17 protein-coding genes are annotated in these 21,310 nt (G+C 61.2%); 11 read left to right on the forward strand and 6 right to left on the reverse strand.

Going from position 1 to position 21,310, the window contains the following annotated elements; translation table 11 throughout:
- The first annotated feature begins 8 nt into the window (after nucleotides 1-8).
- The 3 genes from ACOSV0_RS20790 to ACOSV0_RS20800 all read left to right on the forward strand — a co-directional run bounded on the left by ACOSV0_RS20790 (nucleotide 9) and on the right by ACOSV0_RS20800 (nucleotide 3,663).
- Entirely contained in the window at nucleotides 9-1,460 is a 1,452-nt protein-coding gene (locus ACOSV0_RS20790; RefSeq protein ID WP_434113151.1) for a glycosyltransferase family 2 protein, read from the forward strand.
- A 188-nt stretch (nucleotides 1,461-1,648) separates the two neighbouring features.
- Nucleotides 1,649-2,887, forward strand: coding sequence for a Rieske 2Fe-2S domain-containing protein (locus tag ACOSV0_RS20795; RefSeq protein ID WP_434113153.1), 1,239 nt, complete (start codon nucleotides 1,649-1,651; stop codon nucleotides 2,885-2,887).
- Between the two features lie 359 nt (nucleotides 2,888-3,246).
- Nucleotides 3,247-3,663 (forward strand): rubredoxin, encoded by a 417-nt coding sequence (locus ACOSV0_RS20800; RefSeq protein WP_434113155.1) that lies wholly within the window; start codon nucleotides 3,247-3,249, stop codon nucleotides 3,661-3,663.
- Nucleotides 3,664-3,695: 32 nt separating this feature from the next.
- Here ACOSV0_RS20800 and ACOSV0_RS20805 read toward each other — a convergent pair whose 3' ends face one another.
- The gene (locus ACOSV0_RS20805; protein ID WP_434113156.1) at nucleotides 3,696-4,625 is read right to left on the reverse strand and encodes a LysR family transcriptional regulator; all 930 of its coding nucleotides are present in this window, start codon (nucleotides 4,623-4,625) and stop codon (nucleotides 3,696-3,698) included.
- A 111-nt stretch (nucleotides 4,626-4,736) separates the two neighbouring features.
- Between ACOSV0_RS20805 and lysA the strand changes: the two genes are divergently transcribed.
- Nucleotides 4,737-5,978 (forward strand): diaminopimelate decarboxylase, encoded by a 1,242-nt coding sequence (gene lysA / locus ACOSV0_RS20810; protein ID WP_434113158.1) that lies wholly within the window; start codon nucleotides 4,737-4,739, stop codon nucleotides 5,976-5,978.
- 17 nt (nucleotides 5,979-5,995) lie between these two features.
- Here the strand turns inward: lysA and ACOSV0_RS20815 are convergent, their stop codons facing one another.
- A complete protein-coding gene (locus tag ACOSV0_RS20815) occupies nucleotides 5,996-6,916 on the reverse strand; it encodes a LysR substrate-binding domain-containing protein (RefSeq protein WP_434113159.1) in 921 nt (306 codons plus the stop codon).
- Nucleotides 6,917-7,032: 116 nt separating this feature from the next.
- On the opposite strand from ACOSV0_RS20815, the gene ACOSV0_RS20820 reads away from it, so the two are divergent.
- Nucleotides 7,033-7,800, forward strand: coding sequence for a transporter substrate-binding domain-containing protein (locus ACOSV0_RS20820; RefSeq protein WP_434113161.1), 768 nt, complete (start codon nucleotides 7,033-7,035; stop codon nucleotides 7,798-7,800).
- 39 nt (nucleotides 7,801-7,839) lie between these two features.
- A complete protein-coding gene (locus ACOSV0_RS20825) occupies nucleotides 7,840-8,955 on the forward strand; it encodes a succinylglutamate desuccinylase/aspartoacylase family protein (RefSeq protein WP_434113163.1) in 1,116 nt (371 codons plus the stop codon).
- 171 nt (nucleotides 8,956-9,126) lie between these two features.
- Here the strand turns inward: ACOSV0_RS20825 and ACOSV0_RS20830 are convergent, their stop codons facing one another.
- The 4 genes from ACOSV0_RS20830 to ACOSV0_RS20845 all read right to left on the reverse strand — a co-directional run bounded on the left by ACOSV0_RS20830 (nucleotide 9,127) and on the right by ACOSV0_RS20845 (nucleotide 12,896).
- The gene (locus tag ACOSV0_RS20830; protein WP_434113165.1) at nucleotides 9,127-9,393 is read right to left on the reverse strand and encodes a cupin domain-containing protein; all 267 of its coding nucleotides are present in this window, start codon (nucleotides 9,391-9,393) and stop codon (nucleotides 9,127-9,129) included.
- A 76-nt stretch (nucleotides 9,394-9,469) separates the two neighbouring features.
- The gene (locus tag ACOSV0_RS20835; RefSeq protein WP_434113167.1) at nucleotides 9,470-9,838 is read right to left on the reverse strand and encodes a hypothetical protein; all 369 of its coding nucleotides are present in this window, start codon (nucleotides 9,836-9,838) and stop codon (nucleotides 9,470-9,472) included.
- A 534-nt stretch (nucleotides 9,839-10,372) separates the two neighbouring features.
- A complete protein-coding gene (locus tag ACOSV0_RS20840; RefSeq protein ID WP_434113169.1) occupies nucleotides 10,373-12,526 on the reverse strand; it encodes a phosphocholine-specific phospholipase C in 2,154 nt (717 codons plus the stop codon).
- Nucleotides 12,527-12,587: 61 nt separating this feature from the next.
- The gene (locus tag ACOSV0_RS20845) at nucleotides 12,588-12,896 is read right to left on the reverse strand and encodes a hypothetical protein (RefSeq protein ID WP_434113170.1); all 309 of its coding nucleotides are present in this window, start codon (nucleotides 12,894-12,896) and stop codon (nucleotides 12,588-12,590) included.
- A 211-nt stretch (nucleotides 12,897-13,107) separates the two neighbouring features.
- On the opposite strand from ACOSV0_RS20845, the gene ACOSV0_RS20850 reads away from it, so the two are divergent.
- From ACOSV0_RS20850 to ACOSV0_RS20870, 5 genes are all read left to right on the forward strand, one after another.
- Nucleotides 13,108-15,078: an amylo-alpha-1,6-glucosidase gene (locus ACOSV0_RS20850; protein WP_434113172.1), complete on the forward strand. Its 1,971-nt coding sequence runs from the start codon at nucleotides 13,108-13,110 to the stop codon at nucleotides 15,076-15,078.
- A 51-nt stretch (nucleotides 15,079-15,129) separates the two neighbouring features.
- A complete protein-coding gene (locus tag ACOSV0_RS20855) occupies nucleotides 15,130-17,937 on the forward strand; it encodes an MGH1-like glycoside hydrolase domain-containing protein (RefSeq protein ID WP_434113174.1) in 2,808 nt (935 codons plus the stop codon).
- 173 nt (nucleotides 17,938-18,110) lie between these two features.
- Nucleotides 18,111-19,703 (forward strand): glucose-6-phosphate dehydrogenase, encoded by a 1,593-nt coding sequence (gene zwf, locus ACOSV0_RS20860; protein WP_434113176.1) that lies wholly within the window; start codon nucleotides 18,111-18,113, stop codon nucleotides 19,701-19,703.
- A 35-nt stretch (nucleotides 19,704-19,738) separates the two neighbouring features.
- A complete protein-coding gene (locus ACOSV0_RS20865) occupies nucleotides 19,739-20,539 on the forward strand; it encodes an ROK family protein (protein ID WP_434113178.1) in 801 nt (266 codons plus the stop codon).
- A 142-nt stretch (nucleotides 20,540-20,681) separates the two neighbouring features.
- The gene (locus ACOSV0_RS20870; protein ID WP_434113179.1) at nucleotides 20,682-21,251 is read left to right on the forward strand and encodes a YbhB/YbcL family Raf kinase inhibitor-like protein; all 570 of its coding nucleotides are present in this window, start codon (nucleotides 20,682-20,684) and stop codon (nucleotides 21,249-21,251) included.
- The last annotated feature ends 59 nt before the right edge of the window (nucleotides 21,252-21,310 follow it).

The following is a 21,310-nucleotide window of genomic DNA, read 5'->3' on the forward strand; positions in this document are numbered from 1 at the left end:
CAGTCATTTTGAAGAAAACTCTGGAACAGGCGCTTGCCCTTGCATCGCCGCGCATTCTGCCGCGTCCCACTACGCTGCTGAGCACGCTGATTCATTTCAGCGTCGTCGTGTTGTGGCTGTTGCTGTTCGCCCGCGCCTTCTTTCTGCAAGGTGTGGTGGCGTGGTCGACGGGGATTGCGTATGTCGTGTACGACACGTTGCTGCTCGCCTTCGTCACGTGGAAAACGCTGCCGCTGATGCGGCCCACGCCGCCGCTCGAGCCCGACTTCGATGCGCGCAGCTTGCCGAGCATGGGTGTGATCGTTGCCTCGCATAACGAGGCGGCGGTGTTGCCGGTCACGCTCGCCGCGCTGCTGCGTCAGACGCATGGTCCCGCGCAGATTGTAATTGCCGACGACGGCTCCACCGACACCACCCAGGCGCTGCTCACCGAACGCTTCGGCCTGGTTGCCGTAGCCGACGGCGTGCTGAGCGCGCCGAGTTCGCTGTACCCGAATCTGTACTGGCTGCGCGTGCCGCACGGTGGCAAGGCCCGTGCGCTGAACGCAGCCATCACGCTCATGACCACCGACACCGTCATGACCGTCGACGCCGACACCTTGCTCGACGACGACGCCACCTACGCGATGCGCGCCGCCTTCGCGAGCGAACCGAAGCTGGTCGCGGCAGCCGGCATTCTGGTGCCGGTGTGCGGCAAATCGGTGTCGGGCCGCGTGTTCCAGTGGTTCCAGACCTACGAGTACATGCGCAACTTCATCGCCCGTTTTGCGTGGATGCGCGCCGACAGTCTGCTGCTGATTTCAGGCGCCTTCGCGTCGTTCAAGCGCGACGCGCTGGTGGACGTGGGCGGCTTCGATCCGCAGTGTCTGGTCGAAGACTACGAACTGATTCATCGGCTGCGCCGCTATTCGGTCGACCATGGTCTCGGCTGGGACGTGCGCGTGGTGGGCAATGCCCATGCGCATACCGATGCGCCGGACAACCTTGGCAGTTTCCTGCGGCAACGTCGCCGCTGGTTTGCGGGCTTCCTGCAAACGCAGTACTGGAATCGCGACATGACCGGCAACCCGCGTTACGGCACGATGGGCATGCTGATGCTGCCGGTCAAGGCCATCGATACGATGCAGCCGATCTACGGATTGACCGCCTTCGCGCTGCTGCTCGGCTTTCTGTTCGGTGGACATGGCGCGATCGTCGTGTCGATTTTCAGCGTGATCGGCCTCAAAACGGCGATCGATCTCGCGTTTTATCTCTGGTGCATCCATCTGTACCGCCGTTGGACCGGCGAGCGCACCCGCGCCAGTTTGTGGATGGCGATGCTCGCGGCGATCTCCGAGCCGTTTACGTTTCAGCTGGTGCGTCATGTCGGCGCTCTGCTCGGTTGGCTGCATTTCCTGCGTGGCGGCCGTTCGTGGGGCGTGCAACGCCGCTCCGGGCTTGTGACGCACGACGAAAACTAGCGGGCGGTCCACCTTATCTGACGCATGCAGCGCGCCATTCCCCACTGTGCCTATTGGCGGCGCAATGGGGAGTGGCGTTCGGCGGATGGAACCGTGCCCCTGCAGGTTCGAGTAGACTGTGCAACGATGTCGGCCTGCAAAATGCAGGGCGCCAACCTTCTATCCGCTCGTGCACGGAGGCTCCACCTATGCATGCTGTTCCCCCGCTCGAACAAGACACCGTCGATGCGCCGGTCGATGCGTCACCTGCTCATGCAGCCGCGCAAACCCACACCTCAACAGCCGCGAATGCACACGCGCCGGATCAGGCCGCCAACGGCGCCCCGGTGCGCGATCTGCGCCGCGTCGGTATTCACGCGGATTACTGGTATCCGCTGGCGTGGTCGCATGAAGTGAAGCGGGGCAAGACGCATGGTGTGACGTTCGCGGGCGACCCGATCGTGCTGGCGCGTACGGAGTCCGGCAAGGTGTTCGCGCTCGAAGATCGTTGCGCGCATCGTCAGGTGCCGTTGCATCAGGGCGTGGTGGACGGCGAATCGATTCGTTGCGGCTATCACGGCTGGACCTACGACTGTTCGGGCGCGTGTATCGACGTGCCCTATCTGGGCCGCGATCGTCTGCCGAACGGCGTGCGTTCTTATCCGTGCCGCGAAGTCGAAGGCCTGATTTTCGTGTTTCCCGGCAATGCTGCGTTGGCCGAAGAACGGCCGCTGCCCGCGTTCGGCTCCGTATCGGACAAGAAGTACAAGACGCGCCGTTTCGGCCGTCCGGTGAATTGCCATTATTCGTTCATGCACGAGAACCTGATGGATATGAACCATCAGTTTCTGCATCGCCGGCAAATGGGTCAGATGCGCGCGCGCTCGCTGGGGCGGCGGCGCGGCGAAGGCTGGGTCGAAGTCGATTACACGTTTGCCCGCATGGCCGGCCAGCAGCCGATCGGCGAGGCGATCGTGTTCGGCCAGAGCCGCAAGACCGGCGGCGACAACGACAAGGACGTGATGACGATCCGCACCGAGTATCCGTATCAGACGCTGCAGATCCGCACGTCCGATCAGACGCTGGTGATGGATTTGTGGATTGTCTACGTGCCGCTCGATCGCGAGCAGCGTACGAACCGCACGTTTGGGCTGCTGTCGATTCGCAAACCGGGTATTCCGGGCGTGCTGAATCTCGCCTGGCCGCTGCTCGTATGGTTCACCGAGCGCATCTTCAAGGAAGATCGCGAGATCGTCGAAGCTGAACAACGCGCGCACGATTCGCAGGGCGCGGACTGGAATCACGAGGTGTTTCCGGTCATCAACGAACTACGCGCCCTGCTGCGCGAGAGCGGCGCGCCGGATAAGGTGGTGGGCGCCGGCACGGGCGGCGGCGCGGTAATCCGCTTCTGGGATTCGCGTCATGGCAATCCGTTGTCGAACACCTGATTTTCCGCCCGGTGGGGAATTAATCCATCTCCACCCGGTAGGGAATCCAGGCCGATCGAGCAGCGATAATGGCATCTAACACACGCGGGTTTGCGCCAATCGAGATGCGCCGGCCTCATACCCGTGTACCATTTCGCTTTTTCCGATCTCTAAGAACGCCCCGTGACTACGCAACACATCCCCTCCGCACCCCGTAAATCCCTCACTCTGCTGCAATTGCTGGGCCTCATCGGCGCCGCTGGACTGATCGCAGCCATCGTGCTGAACCAGTTCGCCTAAGCCTGCCGGGAAGCCTTCGCTTCACGCATCCGACCCTATGCCGGCGCTCGCCGCCGGCTTCTTCGATATTTCGATTTGCCATGTACAAGAAGGGCGTAGCCGTAGAAATCCAGTTTTCACCCGAGCGGCTCAACGACGGCGCCGGCGATCCGTACTGGATCGATTTGACGCAGGTCGAGGCGCAACGGCTGCTGGAAAGCCTGCAGGCACGCCTTGCTGAAAGCAATGTAGGGACGGTTGCGCCGTTGGTGGTGAGTCTGGATGAGACGCCGGCGTCGCAAGCGGTCGCTGCACCGCACGCAGCGCTGGAAAGTGCCGCATCCGCGGACGACTTCAAACAATGGGTCTGCGTGATCTGCGGCTGGATCTACGACGAAGCCGCCGGCTTGCCGGAAGAAGGCATTGCGCCCGGCACCCGCTGGGCGGACGTCCCGGCCGACTGGCGCTGCCCACTGTGCGACGTGGGCAAGGAAGATTTCGCGCTGGTCGAGTTTTAAGCCGGAAAATCCGCGCCGACCGAACAGCGCCTTTAATGCTGCTTACGTTTTGTGTGGGTTTTTAGTTGTAGCCGTAGCGAGTCGGCTTCGCTTTGCAGCGCTTCAACGAACGCGCCAGCCAGCGGATGGCTCGGACGATGCTCCGGATGAACCACGCTCACCCGAAACGGCAGCGACATGCCGAGTGGGCGGATATGCAGGTCACGGCCCGCGAAATCCAACGCGGTAAGCGGATTGACGATGGCCACGCCGAGGCCTTGCCGCACGAAACTGCAAACGGAGACGGCGGTGGGCGTCTCGATGATCTGGCGGCGCGCAATGCCGGCTTGCGTGAAGGCTTCGTCGATCTGAATCCGATAGGGATCGTTCGACGACAGGCTGACGAACGGCTGATTCGCGAAATCCTTCAACTCGATCACGCGCTTCGCGAGCAACGGATGCCCGTCGGGCAGTACGCAGACTTCGTCCACTTCGAGCAAGGGCGTGAGGCGTGTTCCAGCCGGCGGCGCGCCGTGTTCGGTTAAGCCGAGGTCGTAGCGCTGCGCGGTCAGCCATTCTTCGAGGAACGGCGATTCCTGCGTCGCTATTGAGAGGCTGACGCCGGGCTGCTCGGAGTGAAAGCGTTTCGATGCTCCCGGCAGGATCGAGTGCGAAAACGCGGGCAACGCGATGATGGAAAGCTGGCCGCCCTGGAATTCGCGCAAGCTTGCTGCGGTGGACGCCACCCGTTCTAGTCCGATATACGCGCGCTTGATTTCATCGAACAGTGTCAACGCGGACATGGTTGGCCGCAATCGACCGTGCACACGTTCGAACAAGGCAAAACCGATGCTCTGCTCCATGCGCGCAAGTTCGCGGCTCACCGTGGGTTGCGAGGTGAAGAGCATCTCGGCCGCTTTGGTGACGCTGCCTGCCGTCATCAACGCGCGGAAGACTTCGATGTGTCGATGAGTGAGCGCCATGGTACCTATATCAGGAATGAATGAGTTGGCAAAGAATAGGTATTTTACTGAATGAACGGTTTTAAGCATTATGTGTTTCACACTAATGCTTCGATATAGAAACCGCGAATCGTGACCACTTTTAACCCACAACAACTCGTCGAACTCGCGCAACAGCACGGCACACCCCTTTGGGTCTACGACGCCGACGTGATCCGCCAACGTATTGCCGAATTACGCAGCTTCGACGTGATCCGCTATGCGCAAAAGGCGTGTTCGAACGTCCACATCCTGAAGCTCATGCGAGACGAAGGCGTTATGGTCGACGCGGTGTCTTCAGGCGAAATCGCGCGTAGTCTCGCAGCAGGTTTTACGCCGGATGGCGACCCCGAGGGCGTGGTTTTCACAGCGGATCTTATCGATCACACGACGCTCGCCACCGTGCTTGAACATCGCATCACGGTCAACGCCGGCTCGCTCGATATGCTTGAGCGCGTGGGGCAGCACGCGCCTGAAGGTCACCGTGTGTGGCTGCGGATCAATCCCGGTTTCGGCCACGGACACAGCAACAAAACCAACACGGGCGGCGAACATAGCAAGCACGGCATCTGGCTCGACGACGTGCCGCTGGCAATAGCCATCGTGCGCCGCTACGGCCTGAAGCTGGTCGGATTGCACATGCATATCGGCTCTGGCGTCGACTACACGCATCTATCGCGTGTGTGCGATGCGATGGTCGAAGCCGTGCAAGGCCTAGGTCACGATATCGAAGCGATTTCGGCGGGTGGCGGTTTATCGGTGCCATACAGCGAAGGCGAACCGCGGATCGACGTCGAGCATTATTTCCGTCTTTGGGACACCGCGCGGCGGCAGATCGAAGCGCATCTCGGACATCGCGTGAGACTGGAAATCGAGCCGGGGCGCTTTCTCGTCGCCGAAGCCGGCGTGCTGGTTGCCGAGGTGCACGCACTGAACCGGCGGCCGAACCGTCAGTTCGCCCTGGTGGACGCGGGTTTCAACGATCTGATGAGACCGTCGTTTTACGGCAGCCATCATGAGATGACGGTAGTGAAAAGCAATGGCATGCCGAGCGTCGCGCCGCGTGATGCTTTCGCGGTGGCCGGGCCGTTGTGCGAAGCGGGCGATGTGTTCACCCAGGCGGCGGGCGGTATCGTCACGAGCCGCACGATGCAGACGCCGGAAGTGGGGGACTTCATCGTGTTTCACGACGCGGGGGCGTACGGTGCATCGATGTCATCGAACTACAACAGCCGGCCGCTGGCGCCTGAGGTGTTGCTGGAGAGCGGCAAGCCGCGTTTGATCCGGCGTCGCCAAACCATCGAGGAGTTGATCGCACTCGAAACGGTGGAGTGATTCCGGCGGGCCTGGCCTTATCGCGCCCGCACCGTGCGCGTGTACGACGCAATCATCGTAGCGAGTTCCTGCGCGGCGGGCGTGATGGGAATCGCCGCGCGCTGCAACAAACACACGTTCTGTTCGACCGCGCGCTCGCGCACCTCGATCGCTGCAAGCGTGCTCGCAAACGGCCCGCGCTTCGCGACAATCGATGACTCCAGCGACAGACAGTCCGTTGCGCCAACCAGATGCAACGTCTCGTACAAGCCTTCAACGGTCGCGACGATTTTCGGCGGCGGCAAACCGTGGCTCTCGAACAGATAGTTCAGGCGGTTGAGTTGCGGATCGTCGGTGAGATTCGGCGAGCGCGTGGCCACCCAGGTGCAATCGACGAGTTCGGCAAGCGAGGTCGCACCGGCTTTCGGATGACCGCGGCGGCAAACGACCACCGGATCGGACGGATAGAGCGGCGTCACGGACAGATCGGCCGTGTCGGTATGTTTCGACACCAGCGCGACGGCGAAATCGAGCGTGCCTTCGCGAATCCGCGAGATCATCATCCGCGAGGTGCCGGTGCGCAGATGCACCGCGACCCGCTCAAAGCGCGCGCGGAATTCCATCAGCACCGGCACGAAGGCGTCGATAAGCGGCTCGGTCGTCATGCCGAACGTGACCTCGCCCGTGTAATCGCCACGCAGTTGCTGCACCTCCTGCTCAGCGCGCTCGCATTCCCCGAGAATCGCGCCGGCGCGCTGCAACAGGCGCTGGCCAAGCTCGGTCAGCGTGATTCCGCGGTTCGTGCGGGTGAATAGGGTCGCGCCCAGCATCGATTCGAGGTTTTGCAACTGCTGCGTGACGCCGCTCTGGGCAATGCCGAGCGCCCGCGACGCCGCGCGGATGCTGCCGTGCTCGGCAATGGCGGTGAACGCGCGCAACTGGGAGATCGTCAACGCCATGAAGAATCTCAGTGATCGGTAAAAGTGATCATGATATTACTTTCGGGGCTTCTTTGAGGCGCGGCGACGGCATAGGATCGCGATGTAGTCATCCGCCCAACCCACACCCGCCTCCCATGAAAATCTCGCTGATGATCTTGAGCGCCGCGCTGGCTTTCAGCAGTGGTGCGTTTGCCGCCGACCCCGCCACGCTGCGCCTCGGTATCGATCCGACCTATCCGCCGATGGACTCCAAGGCGCCCGACGGCAGCTTCAAAGGTTTCGACGTCGATCTCGGCAACGAAATCTGCCGGCGCATCCATGCGCATTGCCAGTGGGTCGAACTCGAGTTCTCGGGGATGATTCCGGCGCTGCAGGCGCGCAAGATCGACGCGATTCTTTCGTCGATGGCGATCACGGAGAAGCGCGAGCAGCAGATCCTGTTTTCGTCGAAGCTGTTTCAGTTCAAATCGCGGCTGATTGCGCGTCAAGGGTCGGCGCTCGCGGGTGGGTTGAATGCGTTGGCTGGTAAGCAGATCGGCGTGCAATCGGGGACGCAGTTCGAAAGTTATGCGTTAAAGAATTGGGCACCGATTGGTGTGCATGTGGTCGCGTACAAGAGTCAGGAGGAGGTGTTCGCCGACTTGGAGAACGGTCGTCTCGATGGCGCGTTGCTTGGTTCCGTCGAAGCCGACTACGGCTTTTTGCGTACGCCGGCGGGCAAGGGCTTTGCATTTGTCGGCGAGCCGCTTTCGATGGGCGATCGTGGCGTGGGTATCGGCCTGCGCAAGGATGAGACTGCGGTGCAGGCGTCCATTAACGAGGCGATTGCTTCGATGCGCAAGGACGGTACATACGCGCAGATTGCGAAGAAGTACTTTGACTTCGACCCGTACGGCAATTGATTTTTCGTTTTACCTCTCTTTTACAGACTTCCTGCTCTCATGAACAAGCAATCGATTCCGCTTCTCTCGCCGGCTATCGGCACGCACCGCGAACTGGTGTCGTTTCATTTTGGCCCTGCGGATAGTGGTCAAAAGATCTATATCCAGTCGTCGCTGCATGCTGATGAAACGCCGGCGATGTTGACGACGGTGTTGCTTAAGCGTCGATTGCTCGAACTGGAGAAGCAGGGTGCGCTGAATGCCGAAATCGTGCTGGTGCCGGTGGCGAATCCTGTCGGACTCGGGCAGTACGTGCTTGGGCAGTTTCTCGGGCGCTTCGATCTGGGCAGCGGCAAGAACTTCAATCGACACTTCCTGCAGCTTTCGAAGCTGGTGGCGCGTGCCAAGGAGGCGTTGGGCTCTGATGCGGCGGAGAATCGGCGGATTGTTCGCGAGTTGATCGCTGCCGAGTTGGCTGAACAGAAACCGTTGACTGAGTTCGAGTCGCTGCAATTGGCGTTGCTGAAGCTTTCTTTCGATGCGGATGTGGTGATCGATCTGCATTGCTCGCTGGAAGCGGCGATGCATCTCTATACCAGCGAGGCTGCGTGGCCTGAGTTTGAACCGCTGTCACGGTATCTGGGCGCGCAGGCTTCGTTGCTGGCGACTAACTCGGGCGGTGAGTCGTTCGATGAGACACATAGCTTGTTGTGGTGGAGGTTGCAGCAGGAAATGCCTGCGGATAAGCCGGTGCCTAATGGGACGATTGCTGTGACGGTGGAGTGCCGTGGGCAGCGGGATGTTTCTTATGAAGTCGCGCAGGAAGATGCGGACGCGTTGATTGATTACCTGGCTTGGCGCAAGGCCATCAAGCTCGATGCGAAGCCTTTGCCCGAGTTGTTGTTGCCCGCGACGCCGCTCGCTGGGAGCGAGCAGTTTTATGCACCTGTTAGCGGGATTCTGATTCATCGGGCGAAGATCGGGGACACGATTCGAGTTGGGCAGGCGCTGTTCGATATTGTTGATCCGTTGACTGATGAGACGACTACGTTGTCGAGTAGCACGGAAGGTGTGTTTTATATGCGACGGGCGATTCGGTTTGTGACGGCTGGGGCGCCGTTGGGGCGGGTGACTGGGGCGCGGGCTTTTAGGACGGGGGTTTTGTTGGGGGCGTGAGGATTCGGGTGGGACGCCTTGACTCGTGGAACCTGCGTACGGAGCGCATTCCGCTGAGAGAGTCAGGCGTGTCTGACACGGGGTTGCGCCGTTTTGCAACCACACTGGAGTCGGCTTACCGTAGCCGCATCGTTAGCTTTGCTGTTGCGTCGGACCACGCCGCCCGCCTTCCTACTTCCGTCCCACCAGATACGTCACCCCATTCGGGCCATACCGTTCCGCATGCGGTTTGTTTGCAGGCAAATGGAAGACGTCGCCGACTTTATATGCTTGCACCACGTCGTCCACGCGTATGTGCAACTCGCCTTCAAGAATCAGCGCTTTCGCTTCGAATGAATGTTCGTGTACATCCATCTCGATGTTCGCTTCTCGCGTTACAACGACGGCTTCAGGGAATCCGTCTTTCGTCAGGCTTTCAGTGAATGCTTCGCGGTCCATGGTGTCTCCATTGGCAAGCAGTTGCGGAGATTCACTGTAACGCTATCCGTCAATTCGTGCAGAGCGTAGCCGTGAGTTACGCCGATGCGGTAACGTCAGCGCCGACCTTCAAGCGCGTTCGCGTGCGCGGCGCTGCTGATTCACCCATTCCTTTCCTGCGGCGCGCAGCATTCGATTCCGCTTCCTCCGCATCGGCCATCACGACCGACATTTTTCCTCGCTCGAGGTTCGCCTCGGTTTCGTACTGATGCGCTGTGCGCTCCAACAGCTCTGCAAGCAACATCTGGTCGCGACGGTCGCAATGGTTCATTGCGATACCTTTACGCAGCGTTCTCGCCAGCATAGCCAGCGACGAAAGCCGTTCCACATACATGCGGGTTGCTTCCAGTACCTCTGCGGCAAGACGCTTATATTCAGCGGGCTTTGCCGACAGGCGTGGGTTCATGAATGAAGCTTCAGCGGGTTGACTCATGGCGCGATTTCCGGTGGATTCTCGAAATCGCCCGACACTCGCTGCAAACGGGTGGGCGGGCACGTAGCGAGGTTGAGAGACCGGTGCCAGCCCAAACCGGCGAGCCTTGCGGCTCCCTCGCCGCGACCCGCCCGTTGAACGGACGCGCAGAGGCAAACGACCTGCGTAGCAGGTTGATTGGGCATAGGCGGTCGGGCTCTCACACCCGGTCATCATTGTTTTGACGACCACGAAATTATAAGTGCGCCCTTCTCTTAAAATTCACTTTGTTAAGCTAACTATCTAGCTTTAGCCGTTCGGCCTAAGATCGTTCTATTGTTCTTCGCCGCGATCACGTTGCGCGGCTGAGCTTCGATCACGCGCCTCGTTAGCGCAGTCATTCAACGGAAGCCCAGCCTCCGCCAAGCAAGCATTTTTCTGCTGCTCATCAACCTCACGCCACTGAGCTTCGATCAAGCAACCCAAATAACAGCCACCCAACCGAAGCCCAGCGCGCATCACCCGCGCTTAACTCACTACCAACACCGGCGCCACCGCCGCCGGATCGCTAATACTCGGCCGGCCATTCTCAACGTGCCCAGCCACGCGACGCGAGAAGCTGGCGTCATCGTTACTCGTCACCGTCAAGTCATACCAGTGATGGCTCGACGCCAGCACCCAGGCCTCTTCGATATGCGAGCCCGCCGGCACCAGCACCGGACGCGTCCGTGCACCATACGCGTTATCGGTCACCGTCAACCGTGCAATACCTCCGCCCTTGTTGCTGAACTTCAAAAACACATTTCCGTTCGCAACATCGTATTGCACCTTGATTTCCGGCTGTGCAGGCTTACCGTTGCCGTGCCAACCCGCAGCCTGGGCGGTCTGCGCGGCGGCCTGTTGCGTGTTACCCGCGAACTTGCGTACGAAACCATTCGGCCCGAACACTTCGAACGTATACACGCCCTTCGTCGCCGTCAGATCGAAAGTTTCGCTGAGCGACTTGCCCGCCTCGACGGTATAACGCCACGGACCATCCGTACGATTCGCCGAGTACACGTAGAAATGCGCACCCTGTTCGCCGCTGTTGGCGAGCATGATCTCGAACGTGTTCTTGCTCACATCCGCGTGGCCGTTCACATGCAGCTCATACGGCAGCGCGCGGGCAAAACGGATTCCCGATTCCTGCGGATCGAATGCGACCGGCGTGGCGGGCACCGTGGGTTTCGGCTGCGACGTACACTCGTTGGCGATCTGCTGATAGTTGCTCGTGTCCGGAAGCGACGGCACGGTGGCGTCCGGCGTGCGGAAGTCGAACGCGGTTGTCAGATCGCCGCACACCGCGCGGCGCCACGCCGTGATGTTCGGCTCATAAACACCAAAGCGCGTTTCGATAAAGCGGATCACCGAGGTGTGATCGAACACCTGCGAGCACACAAAGCCACCCTTGCTCCACGGCGACACGATCGTCATCGGCACGCGCGGGCCGAGGCCGTACGGCAAGCCGTCCGCAGTGTACGTGCCGCCGCGCTGTGGGTTCACCACGTTGTGGATTTCGCCGGCTACGCTGACAGTCGACTGGCCTTGTGCCGGCGTCGTTGCCGGTTGGGGCGGCACGTAGTGGTCGAAGAAGCCGTCGTTCTCGTCGTACATGATGAACAGTACGGTCTTGCTCCACACTTCCGGATTCGACGTCAACGCATCGAGAATCTGCGACGTGTATTCGGCGCCGTAAGCGGGCGTATAGCTCGGATGTTCCGAGTAAGCAGCAGGCGGGCACAGCCACGATACCTGCGGCAGGTTGCCGGCGAGCACGTCGTTCTTCAGGTCGGCGATCGTACGCACCGTTTGCGCGCGCTCGTACAGCGGGCTGCCCGGCTGCGCGTTGATGAAGTTCGCGAAGTTCTGCAGCACATTGGTGCCGTAGTTGCCGTTCAACGGGTCCGCGCCTGTGAGACCTTGCTGGTAGATCTGCCACGTAATGCCCGCAGCTTGCAGACGTTCCGGGTAGGTGGTCCACGAGAGCAACTGATAATTCGGCGGACCGTCGCCGTCGACGAAATCGTTGTTGTCGAGCAGCGGGCCGCCCATCGTGCCGGTCGGGTCCACCATGCCGGTCATCAGATACGAGCGGTTCGGGTGCGTCGGTCCCGGCAGCGAACAGAAGTAAGCGTCGCAAACGGTGAAGGCGTCGGCCAGTGCGTAGTGGAACGGAATGTCGCTACGCAGGTAGTAGCCCATCGTCATGTCGGTCTTGTACTGGGGCCACTGGTTGTACGCGCCGTTGTTGATCGCATAGTGCGTCGCGTACCACGTGTGGTCGAGATCGCCGATGCACTGTGCGCTGGTCGTCAGCGTGTTCAGGTGGAACGGCAGCACGGGTTGTGCCGCATTTTCCTTCGACGGCTGATACCACACGGGCTGCTGGCCGCCCGGCAGCGGAATCGGGAAGCGGTCGTTGTAACCACGTACGCCGCGCATATGGCCGAAGTAGTGGTCGAACGAACGGTTCTCCTGCATGAATACGACGATGTGCTCGACATCGCGGATCGTGCCGGTGCGCGAAAACGCGGGCACGGCAAGCGCGTTGCGAATGGACTCGGGCAGGGCGGTCAGCGCGGCAGCAGCGCCGGCGGATGAAGCCACTGTCTGCAGGAAACGGCGACGGCTATTTGATGTCATCGAATATCACCCTCTGCGTTGGGGAAGAATAGCGCGCCTCGCGCGCGCCGGTGGAATCGGGTTAGTTGCTGCTAGCGTTGTCGCCCGGTGCGTAATGCATCACGGGCGCGACTTGCTGGCTGTCGGCGGCGAGACTGGCTTGCATGTTCTGTGTGATCGCGTCGGATGCTGCGGCCGGGCCGGCTGCGAGTGGCGCCGATGCGTCAGGCATGCCGGGCAGCGGCTTGATGGCAGCGTTCTGCGCGGTATCGTGACTGGCGACGCTCGGCGATGAGGGTGCTGACGCGGAGTCGTCCGCGCCACAACCGCTTAACGTGAAAACTGCGAGTGCAACAAGAACGGTGAAAGCGAGGCTTGCATTTGTTCTCATGTCCGCATCCAGTTTCGTGATGGCGGATGCAGTCTCCAATCCTTTCAAGAAATAATTGTGAAACGTTTGCGAGTGGTTTAATTTGCGTCGTAATGTCAGTTTTTCGAAAGACGATGGAAAGCGGTAAGCAGGAGAATGGTCATGTCAGTGCCATACGGTTGAAGCCCAGGCACACCGAAAGATTGGCGGCTTTGCGTACTGCGGTAAATTCATGACACGCATCGAAAGACCTTTCGACGTCACACGTCTCGAAGACGAATGGCTCGAAGCAGACGGATTTGGCGGCTTCGCATCGGGAACCGTCGGCACGCTGCGCACGCGCCGCTATCACGCGTTGCTGCTCACGGCCACGCGCGCGCCCGGCGGGCGTGTGGTGCTCGTCAACGGTGTTGAAGCCTGGCTTGAGGCGGGTGGCAAGCGTTATCCATTGAGCATGCAGCGATACGTGCCGGACGTGATCTATCCGGATCTGACCGCGAGTCTCCTCGGGTTCAACACGGAGCCATGGCCGACATGGCGTGTCCAACTCGATTCGCAGAAGACACTGACGGCCGATGTATTCGTGAGCAAGGCGACGCGCGAAACGGTTCTGCGCTGGCGGCTGGAGGGTGCAGACGCGGCATCTGGCGCGGGTGTGTTCAATCTGAAGGTGAGGCCTTTGCTCTCAGGTCGCGATTATCACGCGCTGCACCATGAAAATTCGGCGTTCAACTTCAACGCGCAGATAAGTGGCGATCAGGCATGTGTGAGCTGGCAGCCCTACGGCGATCTGCCGGTCATCAACGCAGCGACTAATGGCATCTACACGCACGCACCTGATTGGTATCGAAACTTCTGCTACGTTCGCGAGCGCGAGCGTGGTCTCGATTTCAGCGAGGACCTCGCCACGCCCGGTGTGTTCAGCTTCAATCTCGCCGATGGCGAAGCGGTGATGATCTTTAGTGCGTCGATTGTGCCGTCGTCGGCAAGTACACAACCCGCTACCCACGCAACCAACCTCGCGCGCATCGAACAACAACGCCGCAGCGCACTCGGCTCGCGCCTGCAGCGTTCCGCCGACGCCTACGTCGCAGTGCGTAACGAAGGCCGCACGATCCTCGCCGGCTTCCCCTGGTTTACCGACTGGGGCCGCGACACGTTCATCGCCATGCGCGGCCTGCTGATCGCAACGGGCCGCCTCGCCGAAGCCGAAGCGATCCTGCTCGAATGGTCGGGCACGTTATCCGAAGGCATGCTGCCGAACCGTTTCCCCGACTACGGCGACACACCCGAATACAACTCCGTCGATGCATCGCTGTGGTTCATCATCGCCGTTCACGATTATCTGGCGACGAACCACGCAAAGGCCGAGACCCGAACACGCCTGCAACAAGCCGTGGAAACCATCCTCACCGGCTACACGAACGGCACGCGCTTCAATATCAAGGCATCCACCGACGATGGCCTCCTGAACGCCGGCACCCCCGGCGTGCAGCTCACGTGGATGGATGCCAAGGTCGGCGACTGGGTGGTCACGCCGCGCATCGGCAAACCCGTGGAAGTGCAGGCGCTCTGGATCAACGCATTGCGCATTGCAGCAATGTGGAATCCGCAGTGGCGGCAGCCTGCGGAGCGCGCGTTGCAAGCGTTTCATGACCGCTTTACCGATCCGTCGACGCAAGCGCTGGTCGACACCGTCGACGTGGATTTTGTCAAAGGCGCAGTGGATCGCTCGATTCGTCCGAATCAGATCTTCGCCGTAGGCGGCTTGCCGTTTCCGCTACTCGAAGGCGCGGCGGCGCGCGCGGTGGTCGATCAGGTCGAAGCGCAGTTGCTCACGCCGCTCGGCCTCCGAACGCTCGCCCCGTCTGATCCGGCCTACCGCGGGCACTACGGCGGTTCGCCGCTGGAACGCGATGGCGCCTATCATCAGGGGACGGTCTGGCCGTGGCTGTTGGGACCGTTCGTCGAAGCATGGCTGCGGGTTCACGGCGCCGAAGCGGATGCCCGTGCACAAGCCAAAGCGCGCTTCCTCGACCCTCTATACGCGCATCTCGATCACGCCGGCCTCGACCATCTCTCCGAGATCGCCGATGGCGACGCGCCGCACACGCCCGCCGGCACGCCGTTTCAGGCGTGGTCGCTGGGAGAGTTGCTACGCATTGAAAACCTGCTTGCCCGGTGGGCGTCCGTCGCCGCTTAAACCGCGCTACGATGTGAGTCCCGCCGCCAGGTCCGACGCAAGGACGTAGTCATGCCACCGCTGCGCGCTGCCAATCTGCTCGCCACTATTGAAGGTTCACGCCTGCACTCCGCCGATTGCGCCCATTGGCAGCGTTGGGGGCCGTATCTCAGCGAGCGTCAGTGGGGCACGGTGCGCGAGGATTACAGTCCGGACGGCACCGCCTGGGACAATTTTCCACACGACCATGCGCGCAGCCGCGCCTACCGTTGGGGCGAAGACGGCATCGCGGGTTTCGGCGACGACAAACTCAGCTGGTGCGTGTCGCTCGCGCTGTGGAACCGCAAGGACGCGATCCTGAAGGAACGTCTGTTCGGTCTCACCAACGCGCAGGGCAATCATGGCGAGGACGTGAAGGAGCTGTACTTCTACGTCGACGGTACGCCTACGCATTCGTACATGCGGATGCTCTACAAGTACCCGCATGCCGCGTTTCCGTACGACGATCTGGTGCAGGAAAACGCGCGGCGTGGCGGCGACATGCCGGAATACGAGATCCTCGACACGGGCGTATTCGACGATTGCCGTTACTTCGACGTGCAGGTCGAATACGCGAAGCATGCGCCCGACGACATCCTGATGCGCGTGACTATCGAGAATCGCGCGGACGAGGCGGCGTCGCTCGACGTGCTCCCGCAGATCTGGGCGCGCAATTCGTGGTCGTGGAAAGAGAACAAGGACAAACCGTCGCTTGTGGCCGGCCGGGACCACAACGGTGAAATCCATGTGGTCGGCAAGCAGCACGGGCATGAGCCGATTGTCGTGACAGCGTGGTCGAAAGACGTGCCGCAGATGGCCTGGCTGTTTTGCGAAAACGACACCAACGTCAAGCGCCTGTTCAACATGGACGGTCCCGGGCCGTTCAAGGACGGCTTCAACAATTACCTCGTACACGGCGATGAACAGGCCGTACGCCGCGACGCCGGCACCAAGGCGGCCGCGCACGCGTCGATCGAACTCGGTCCGCATGGACGCGCCGTGGTGTATATGCGCTGGCGTCCGCAGTCGAGCCCCGATGATGTGCAACTCGATGCCGATGCGGTGTTCGCTCATCGTATCGCCGAGGCCGATGAGTTCTATGGCGCGCTGCAACACGAAATCGTCGATCCCGACGCGCGCCTCGTGCAGCGTCAGGCGCTCGCCGGCATGCTGTGGTCCAAGCAGTACTACCAGTACGACGTGCAACGCTGGCTCGACGGCGATCCGCTGCAACCCAAACCGCCTGAGTCCCGCAAACGCGGCCGTAATTCGGAGTGGCGGCATCTGTGCAATGCGGACATCGTGTCGATGCCCGACAAGTGGGAATACCCGTGGTACGCGTCATGGGACCTGGCGTTTCATGCGGCCGCGTTCGCGCTGATCGATCCCGCGTTTGCCAAACGTCAATTGCTGCTATTGGTGAAGGACCGCTATCAGCATCCGAACGGCCAACTGCCCGCCTACGAATGGGCGCTCGGCGACGCGAATCCGCCGGTGCATGCCTGGGCCGCGTGGCGCGTCTATGAAATCGACCGTGCGCTCACCGGCAAGGCGGATCGCGATTTTCTGGAACTCGTCTTTCACAAGCTGTTGCTGAATTTCACGTGGTGGGTGAACCGCAAGGATGCGGACGGCCGCAACGTTTTTCAGGGCGGCTTTCTCGGGTTGGACAACGTCGGCATCTTCGACCGTTCGTCGCCGTTGCCGACCGGCGGTCATATCGATCAGGCCGACGGTACCGCATGGATGGCCGCGTATGCGCTCGACCTGATGCGGATCGCGCTCGAACTCGCGTATGCAAACCACGTGTTCGTCGATATCGGCGTGAAGTTTTTCGAGCACTTTCTGTATATCGCCGAAGCTGTGAGTTGCGATGACGGCTGCGATACCGGTCTATGGGACAGCGAAGACGAATTCTTCTACGACAAACTGCGCCTGCCCGACGGCAGCAATATCCCGATGCGCCTGCGCTCGATTGTCGGCCTGATTCCGCTGTTCGCGGTGCACGTGCTCGAAGAGCGTCTGCATGGTCACTTGCCGGGTCTGCGCGAGCGGCTCATCTGGTTCCTCGAACATCGGCCCGATCTGGCGAAGCTGGTCTCGCGCTGGAATGAACCCGGCAAAGGCAATGCGCTTCTGCTCTCGCTATTGCGTGGGCATCGGATGAAAGCGTTGCTGCGCCGTGCGCTCGACGAAAGCGAATTTCTCTCCGATCACGGCGTGCGGGCGCTGTCGCGCTTCCATCGCGACAATCCGTTCGTGTTCAACCACAACGGCACCAGCGTGACCGTGAAGTATTTGCCGGCCGAATCCGATACGCGCGTGTTCGGCGGTAATTCGAACTGGCGCGGTCCGGTGTGGATGCCGGTGAACTATCTGCTGATCGAATCGCTGTACGAATTTCATCGCTACTACGGCGACGATTTTCGCGTTGAGTATCCGACCGGCTCAGGACAAAAGCTCTCGCTCAGCGAAATCGGCGACGACCTGGCGCGCCGCACGACGACCCTGTTCCTGAAGGACAAAGACGGCGAACGTCCGGCGATGGGCGCGTATCCGCTATTGCAAGCCGACCCGCGTTCGCGCGATCTCGTGCTGTTCCATGAGTATTTCCATGGCGACAACGGGCGTGGCGTGGGCGCGTCGCATCAAACCGGCTGGACCGGGCTGGTGGCGTTGCTCCTGCAACCGCGGGCGATGGCTGCGTCCGGTAATGTGCCGCTGACAGGCGAGCCGGAGCAGGCGCCCATTCCTATGTCGACTTCCGCGCCGGCGCCGGCATGCCCGCCCGAGTCCGCGCCCGAACCCGCGCCTGCGCTGACAACGGCGGTGACCAAGTAGCGAGCGGTGGCCAGGTAGCGAGGTAGCAACTAGCGACCCAACCGCGCGAAGTTACATAAGCCATACAGCGCGCGGGGCGGCAGGTTTAGTGCTTGTTTTTGAACTGTGTGGGTTCAAGCGTGGTCTTTTATGTACCGCCACGTCCGTTCCATTGGCTTCCTTAAGCGAATCCCATGTCGACTACTCCGAACACCCCAACCTCCGCCAGCCGCGAGCCCAGTTGCAAAGTCAGCGCGAGTCCGCATGATGCGCCGCCGTCGCCGGCCGGCAAGCGGCCCACGCCACCTTGCACGCTGGTGATCTTCGGCGCGGGCGGTGACCTGACCAAGCGGCTGCTGATGCCCGCGCTGTACAACCTTGCTGTGGACGGCCTGCTCGACGACGGCATGAAGATCATCGGTGTGAATCATGGCGAACGTGAGACGAGCGTATGGCGCGAAGACTTGCACAATTCGCTGCAACAGTTCGCCGCCGACAAAGCCAGCACCTTCCACGCCGGCAAGCTCGACGACAAAGCGTGGGACTGGGTCGCACAACGGCTCGAATACATGGCTGGCGAATTCGAAACCGACGACACCTTCACGAAGCTCAAGCAAAAGCTCGATCAGTCGCCGGGTGGCAACGTCATTTTTTACCTGGCGGTGAGTTCGCATTTTTTTAAACCGATCGTCGAGCATCTCGGTAAGGCGGGCTTGCTGAAAGAAGGCGAGGGTAGCTTCCGCCGCATCGTGATCGAGAAACCGTTCGGCACCGATCTCGCTTCGGCGCGCGATCTGAACGCACACATTCTCTCGTACGCGAACGAGTCGCAGGTGTATCGCATCGATCACTTTCTCGGCAAGGACACTGTGCAGAGCATTCTCGCGGTGCGTTTTGCGAATGCGTTGTTCGAACCGATCTGGCGGCGCGAATATATCGACAGCGTACAGATCACCGCGGCCGAAACGATCGGCGTGGAAGGGCGCGGCAAGTTCTACGAGCAGACCGGCGCGTTCCGCGACATGCTGCCGAACCACCTGTTCCAGTTGCTCGGCATGGTCGCCATGGAGCCGCCCAATTCGTTCGATGCCGAAGCCGTGCGCGACAAGAAAGCCGAAATCTTCGACGCGATCCAGCCGTTGACCGCCGACGACGTCGTTTTCGGTCAATACGCAAAGGGTCCGGCGGGCGTCGGCTATCGCGAGGAACCGGACGTCGCACCGGGCAGCACAACCGAAACCTACGCCGCCGCCCGCGTGTATGTGGAGAACTGGCGGTGGGCCGGCGTGCCGTTCTATTTGCGCACCGGTAAGCGGCTCGCCGCGCGCCGCACGGAGATCTCCGTGCAACTGAAGCCGGTGCCGTTCCGGCTGTTCCGCGATACGCCGGTCGACGCGCTGACGCCGAATGTGCTGACCTTGCGCATCGATCCCGCGCACGGCACGAGTTTCGACTTCAATGTGAAAACGCCGGGGCCGGTGATGCAGATCGGCGCGGTGCAATCATCGTTCGACTATGCGGACTTCTTCGCTGACCAGGCCAACGTCGGCTATGAGACTTTGCTGTACGACTGCATGCTGGGCGACGAGACATTGTTCCAGCGTGCCGACAGCATTGAAACGAGCTGGGCCGCGGTCGACGATGTGCTGCACCCGAAGACCGGCGGCGCGATACCCGTATGCGGCTACGCCGCCGGCAGCGAAGGTCCCGCGGAAGCCGACGCGCTGCTCGCACGCAACGGCCACGCATGGCGGCCTTTGCAAAAGAATGCAGTCGAAAAGAAGTAACTCCATGAGATGCACCAACACAATCGGGGGACACCGTGGCCACACGTAAGACGAAAGTAAAAAGCAATGCTGAGCGGATTCTGGCGATCGATGTCGGTGGCACTGGCCTGAAAGCCGCGATCATCGATGCAGACGGACAGATGAAAACCGAGCGTTTGCGCGTGGCGACGCCGCATCCGTGCACGCCGGATCAACTGGTGGATGCATTGGCGAAGCTGGTCGAGCCGCTCGTCAAAAAGGAGCCGGCCACGCTGATGTCGATCGGCTTTCCTGGCGTGGTGCGTAACAACCGCATTCTGACGGCGCCGCACTTTGGCGTTGAAGGCTGGCACGACATTCCGCTCGCGGATTCGCTGGCGCAGCGCCTTGGCGGCCTGCCGGTGCGGATGATCAACGATGCGGAGATGCAGGGCTTTGCCGCGATCGAAGGCCATGGGATCGAGCTCGTGCTGACGCTCGGCACGGGCGCGGGCACGGCGCTGTTCCGCGATGGCGAGTTGATGCCGCACCTCGAGCTTGCGCATCATCCGGTGAGCAAGAAGGGCGTGGCGTACGACGAGTACATTGGCGACGCGGCACGCGCCAAGGCAGGAAACAAGCGCTGGAATCGCCGGGTCGAGAAGATAATCGGCATTCTCGATTCGCTGGTGAACTACGACAAGCTGTGGATTGGCGGTGGCAACGCGGCGCGGCTGACGTTCAAGTTGCCCGCGAACGTCGCGACGGTATCGAACGATGCAGGGATCGAAGGCGGCGCACGCCTCTGGCATCCGAAGTCTTTTCGCGAGACGCGGCAGTTGCCGGAGGCCAATAAGCGGACCGGCCCGTTCAAGTGATACGTGATCGGCTGATGGATTCGTTGCTCGTCGGCGGAATAAAGCACCCGGTCGAGGCGTTTGCCATCAATGGCCGTGGCGCGCGGTTGCTGCGCTACGGTCTTTTTCAGGTTAGCTAACTTAGTCCCGGGGGCGACTCACGATGACTCGAAGCGAAAACGCCGGCGTTGCACGACGCCTGTTATACGTCGGCCTGTTTGCGGTGCTGACTTTTTCTGCGGCCACGGCCCGCGCGGCGGATGGATTCGCGGTGTCGTCGCCAGGGTTGGCCGACGGCGGCACGCTGGATTCGAGCCATGCGGCCAGCGCGAATAATTGCGGCGGCGGGAATGTGTCGCCGGCTCTGCAATGGCGAAATGCGCCGGCCGGCACGAAGAGTTACGCGGTTACTATTTTCGACCCGGATGGCGCTAAGGGACTGGGGATCGTGCACTGGGTGCTATATGGCGTCGCGCCTTCCACTACCGGACTGGGTGCCGGTGCTACGCCGCCGGCCGGTAGTGTGGCCGGCACGAACCGGACTGGCGGCCCCGGATATTACGGACCCTGCCCGCCGGTTGGGGATGTGCCGCATCATTATGTCGCGCAGATCTATGCGCTTGATCTAGCGCCCGACGCGTTGCCGGCAGGACTGACACGGGACGCCTTGCTGGCCGCGATGAAGGATCATGTGCTTGCGGCCACCAGTACGGTGCTGCGATACGGACGGTGATTTTTCCGCTTTTGACGGCGGCGGCCGGGTAAGCGCTGCCGCCGTCGAATTAATCCAAA

Origin of the sequence: Paraburkholderia caffeinilytica (assembly GCF_051027425.1) — a bacterium.
GTDB lineage: Bacteria > Pseudomonadota > Gammaproteobacteria > Burkholderiales > Burkholderiaceae > Paraburkholderia > Paraburkholderia caffeinilytica_A.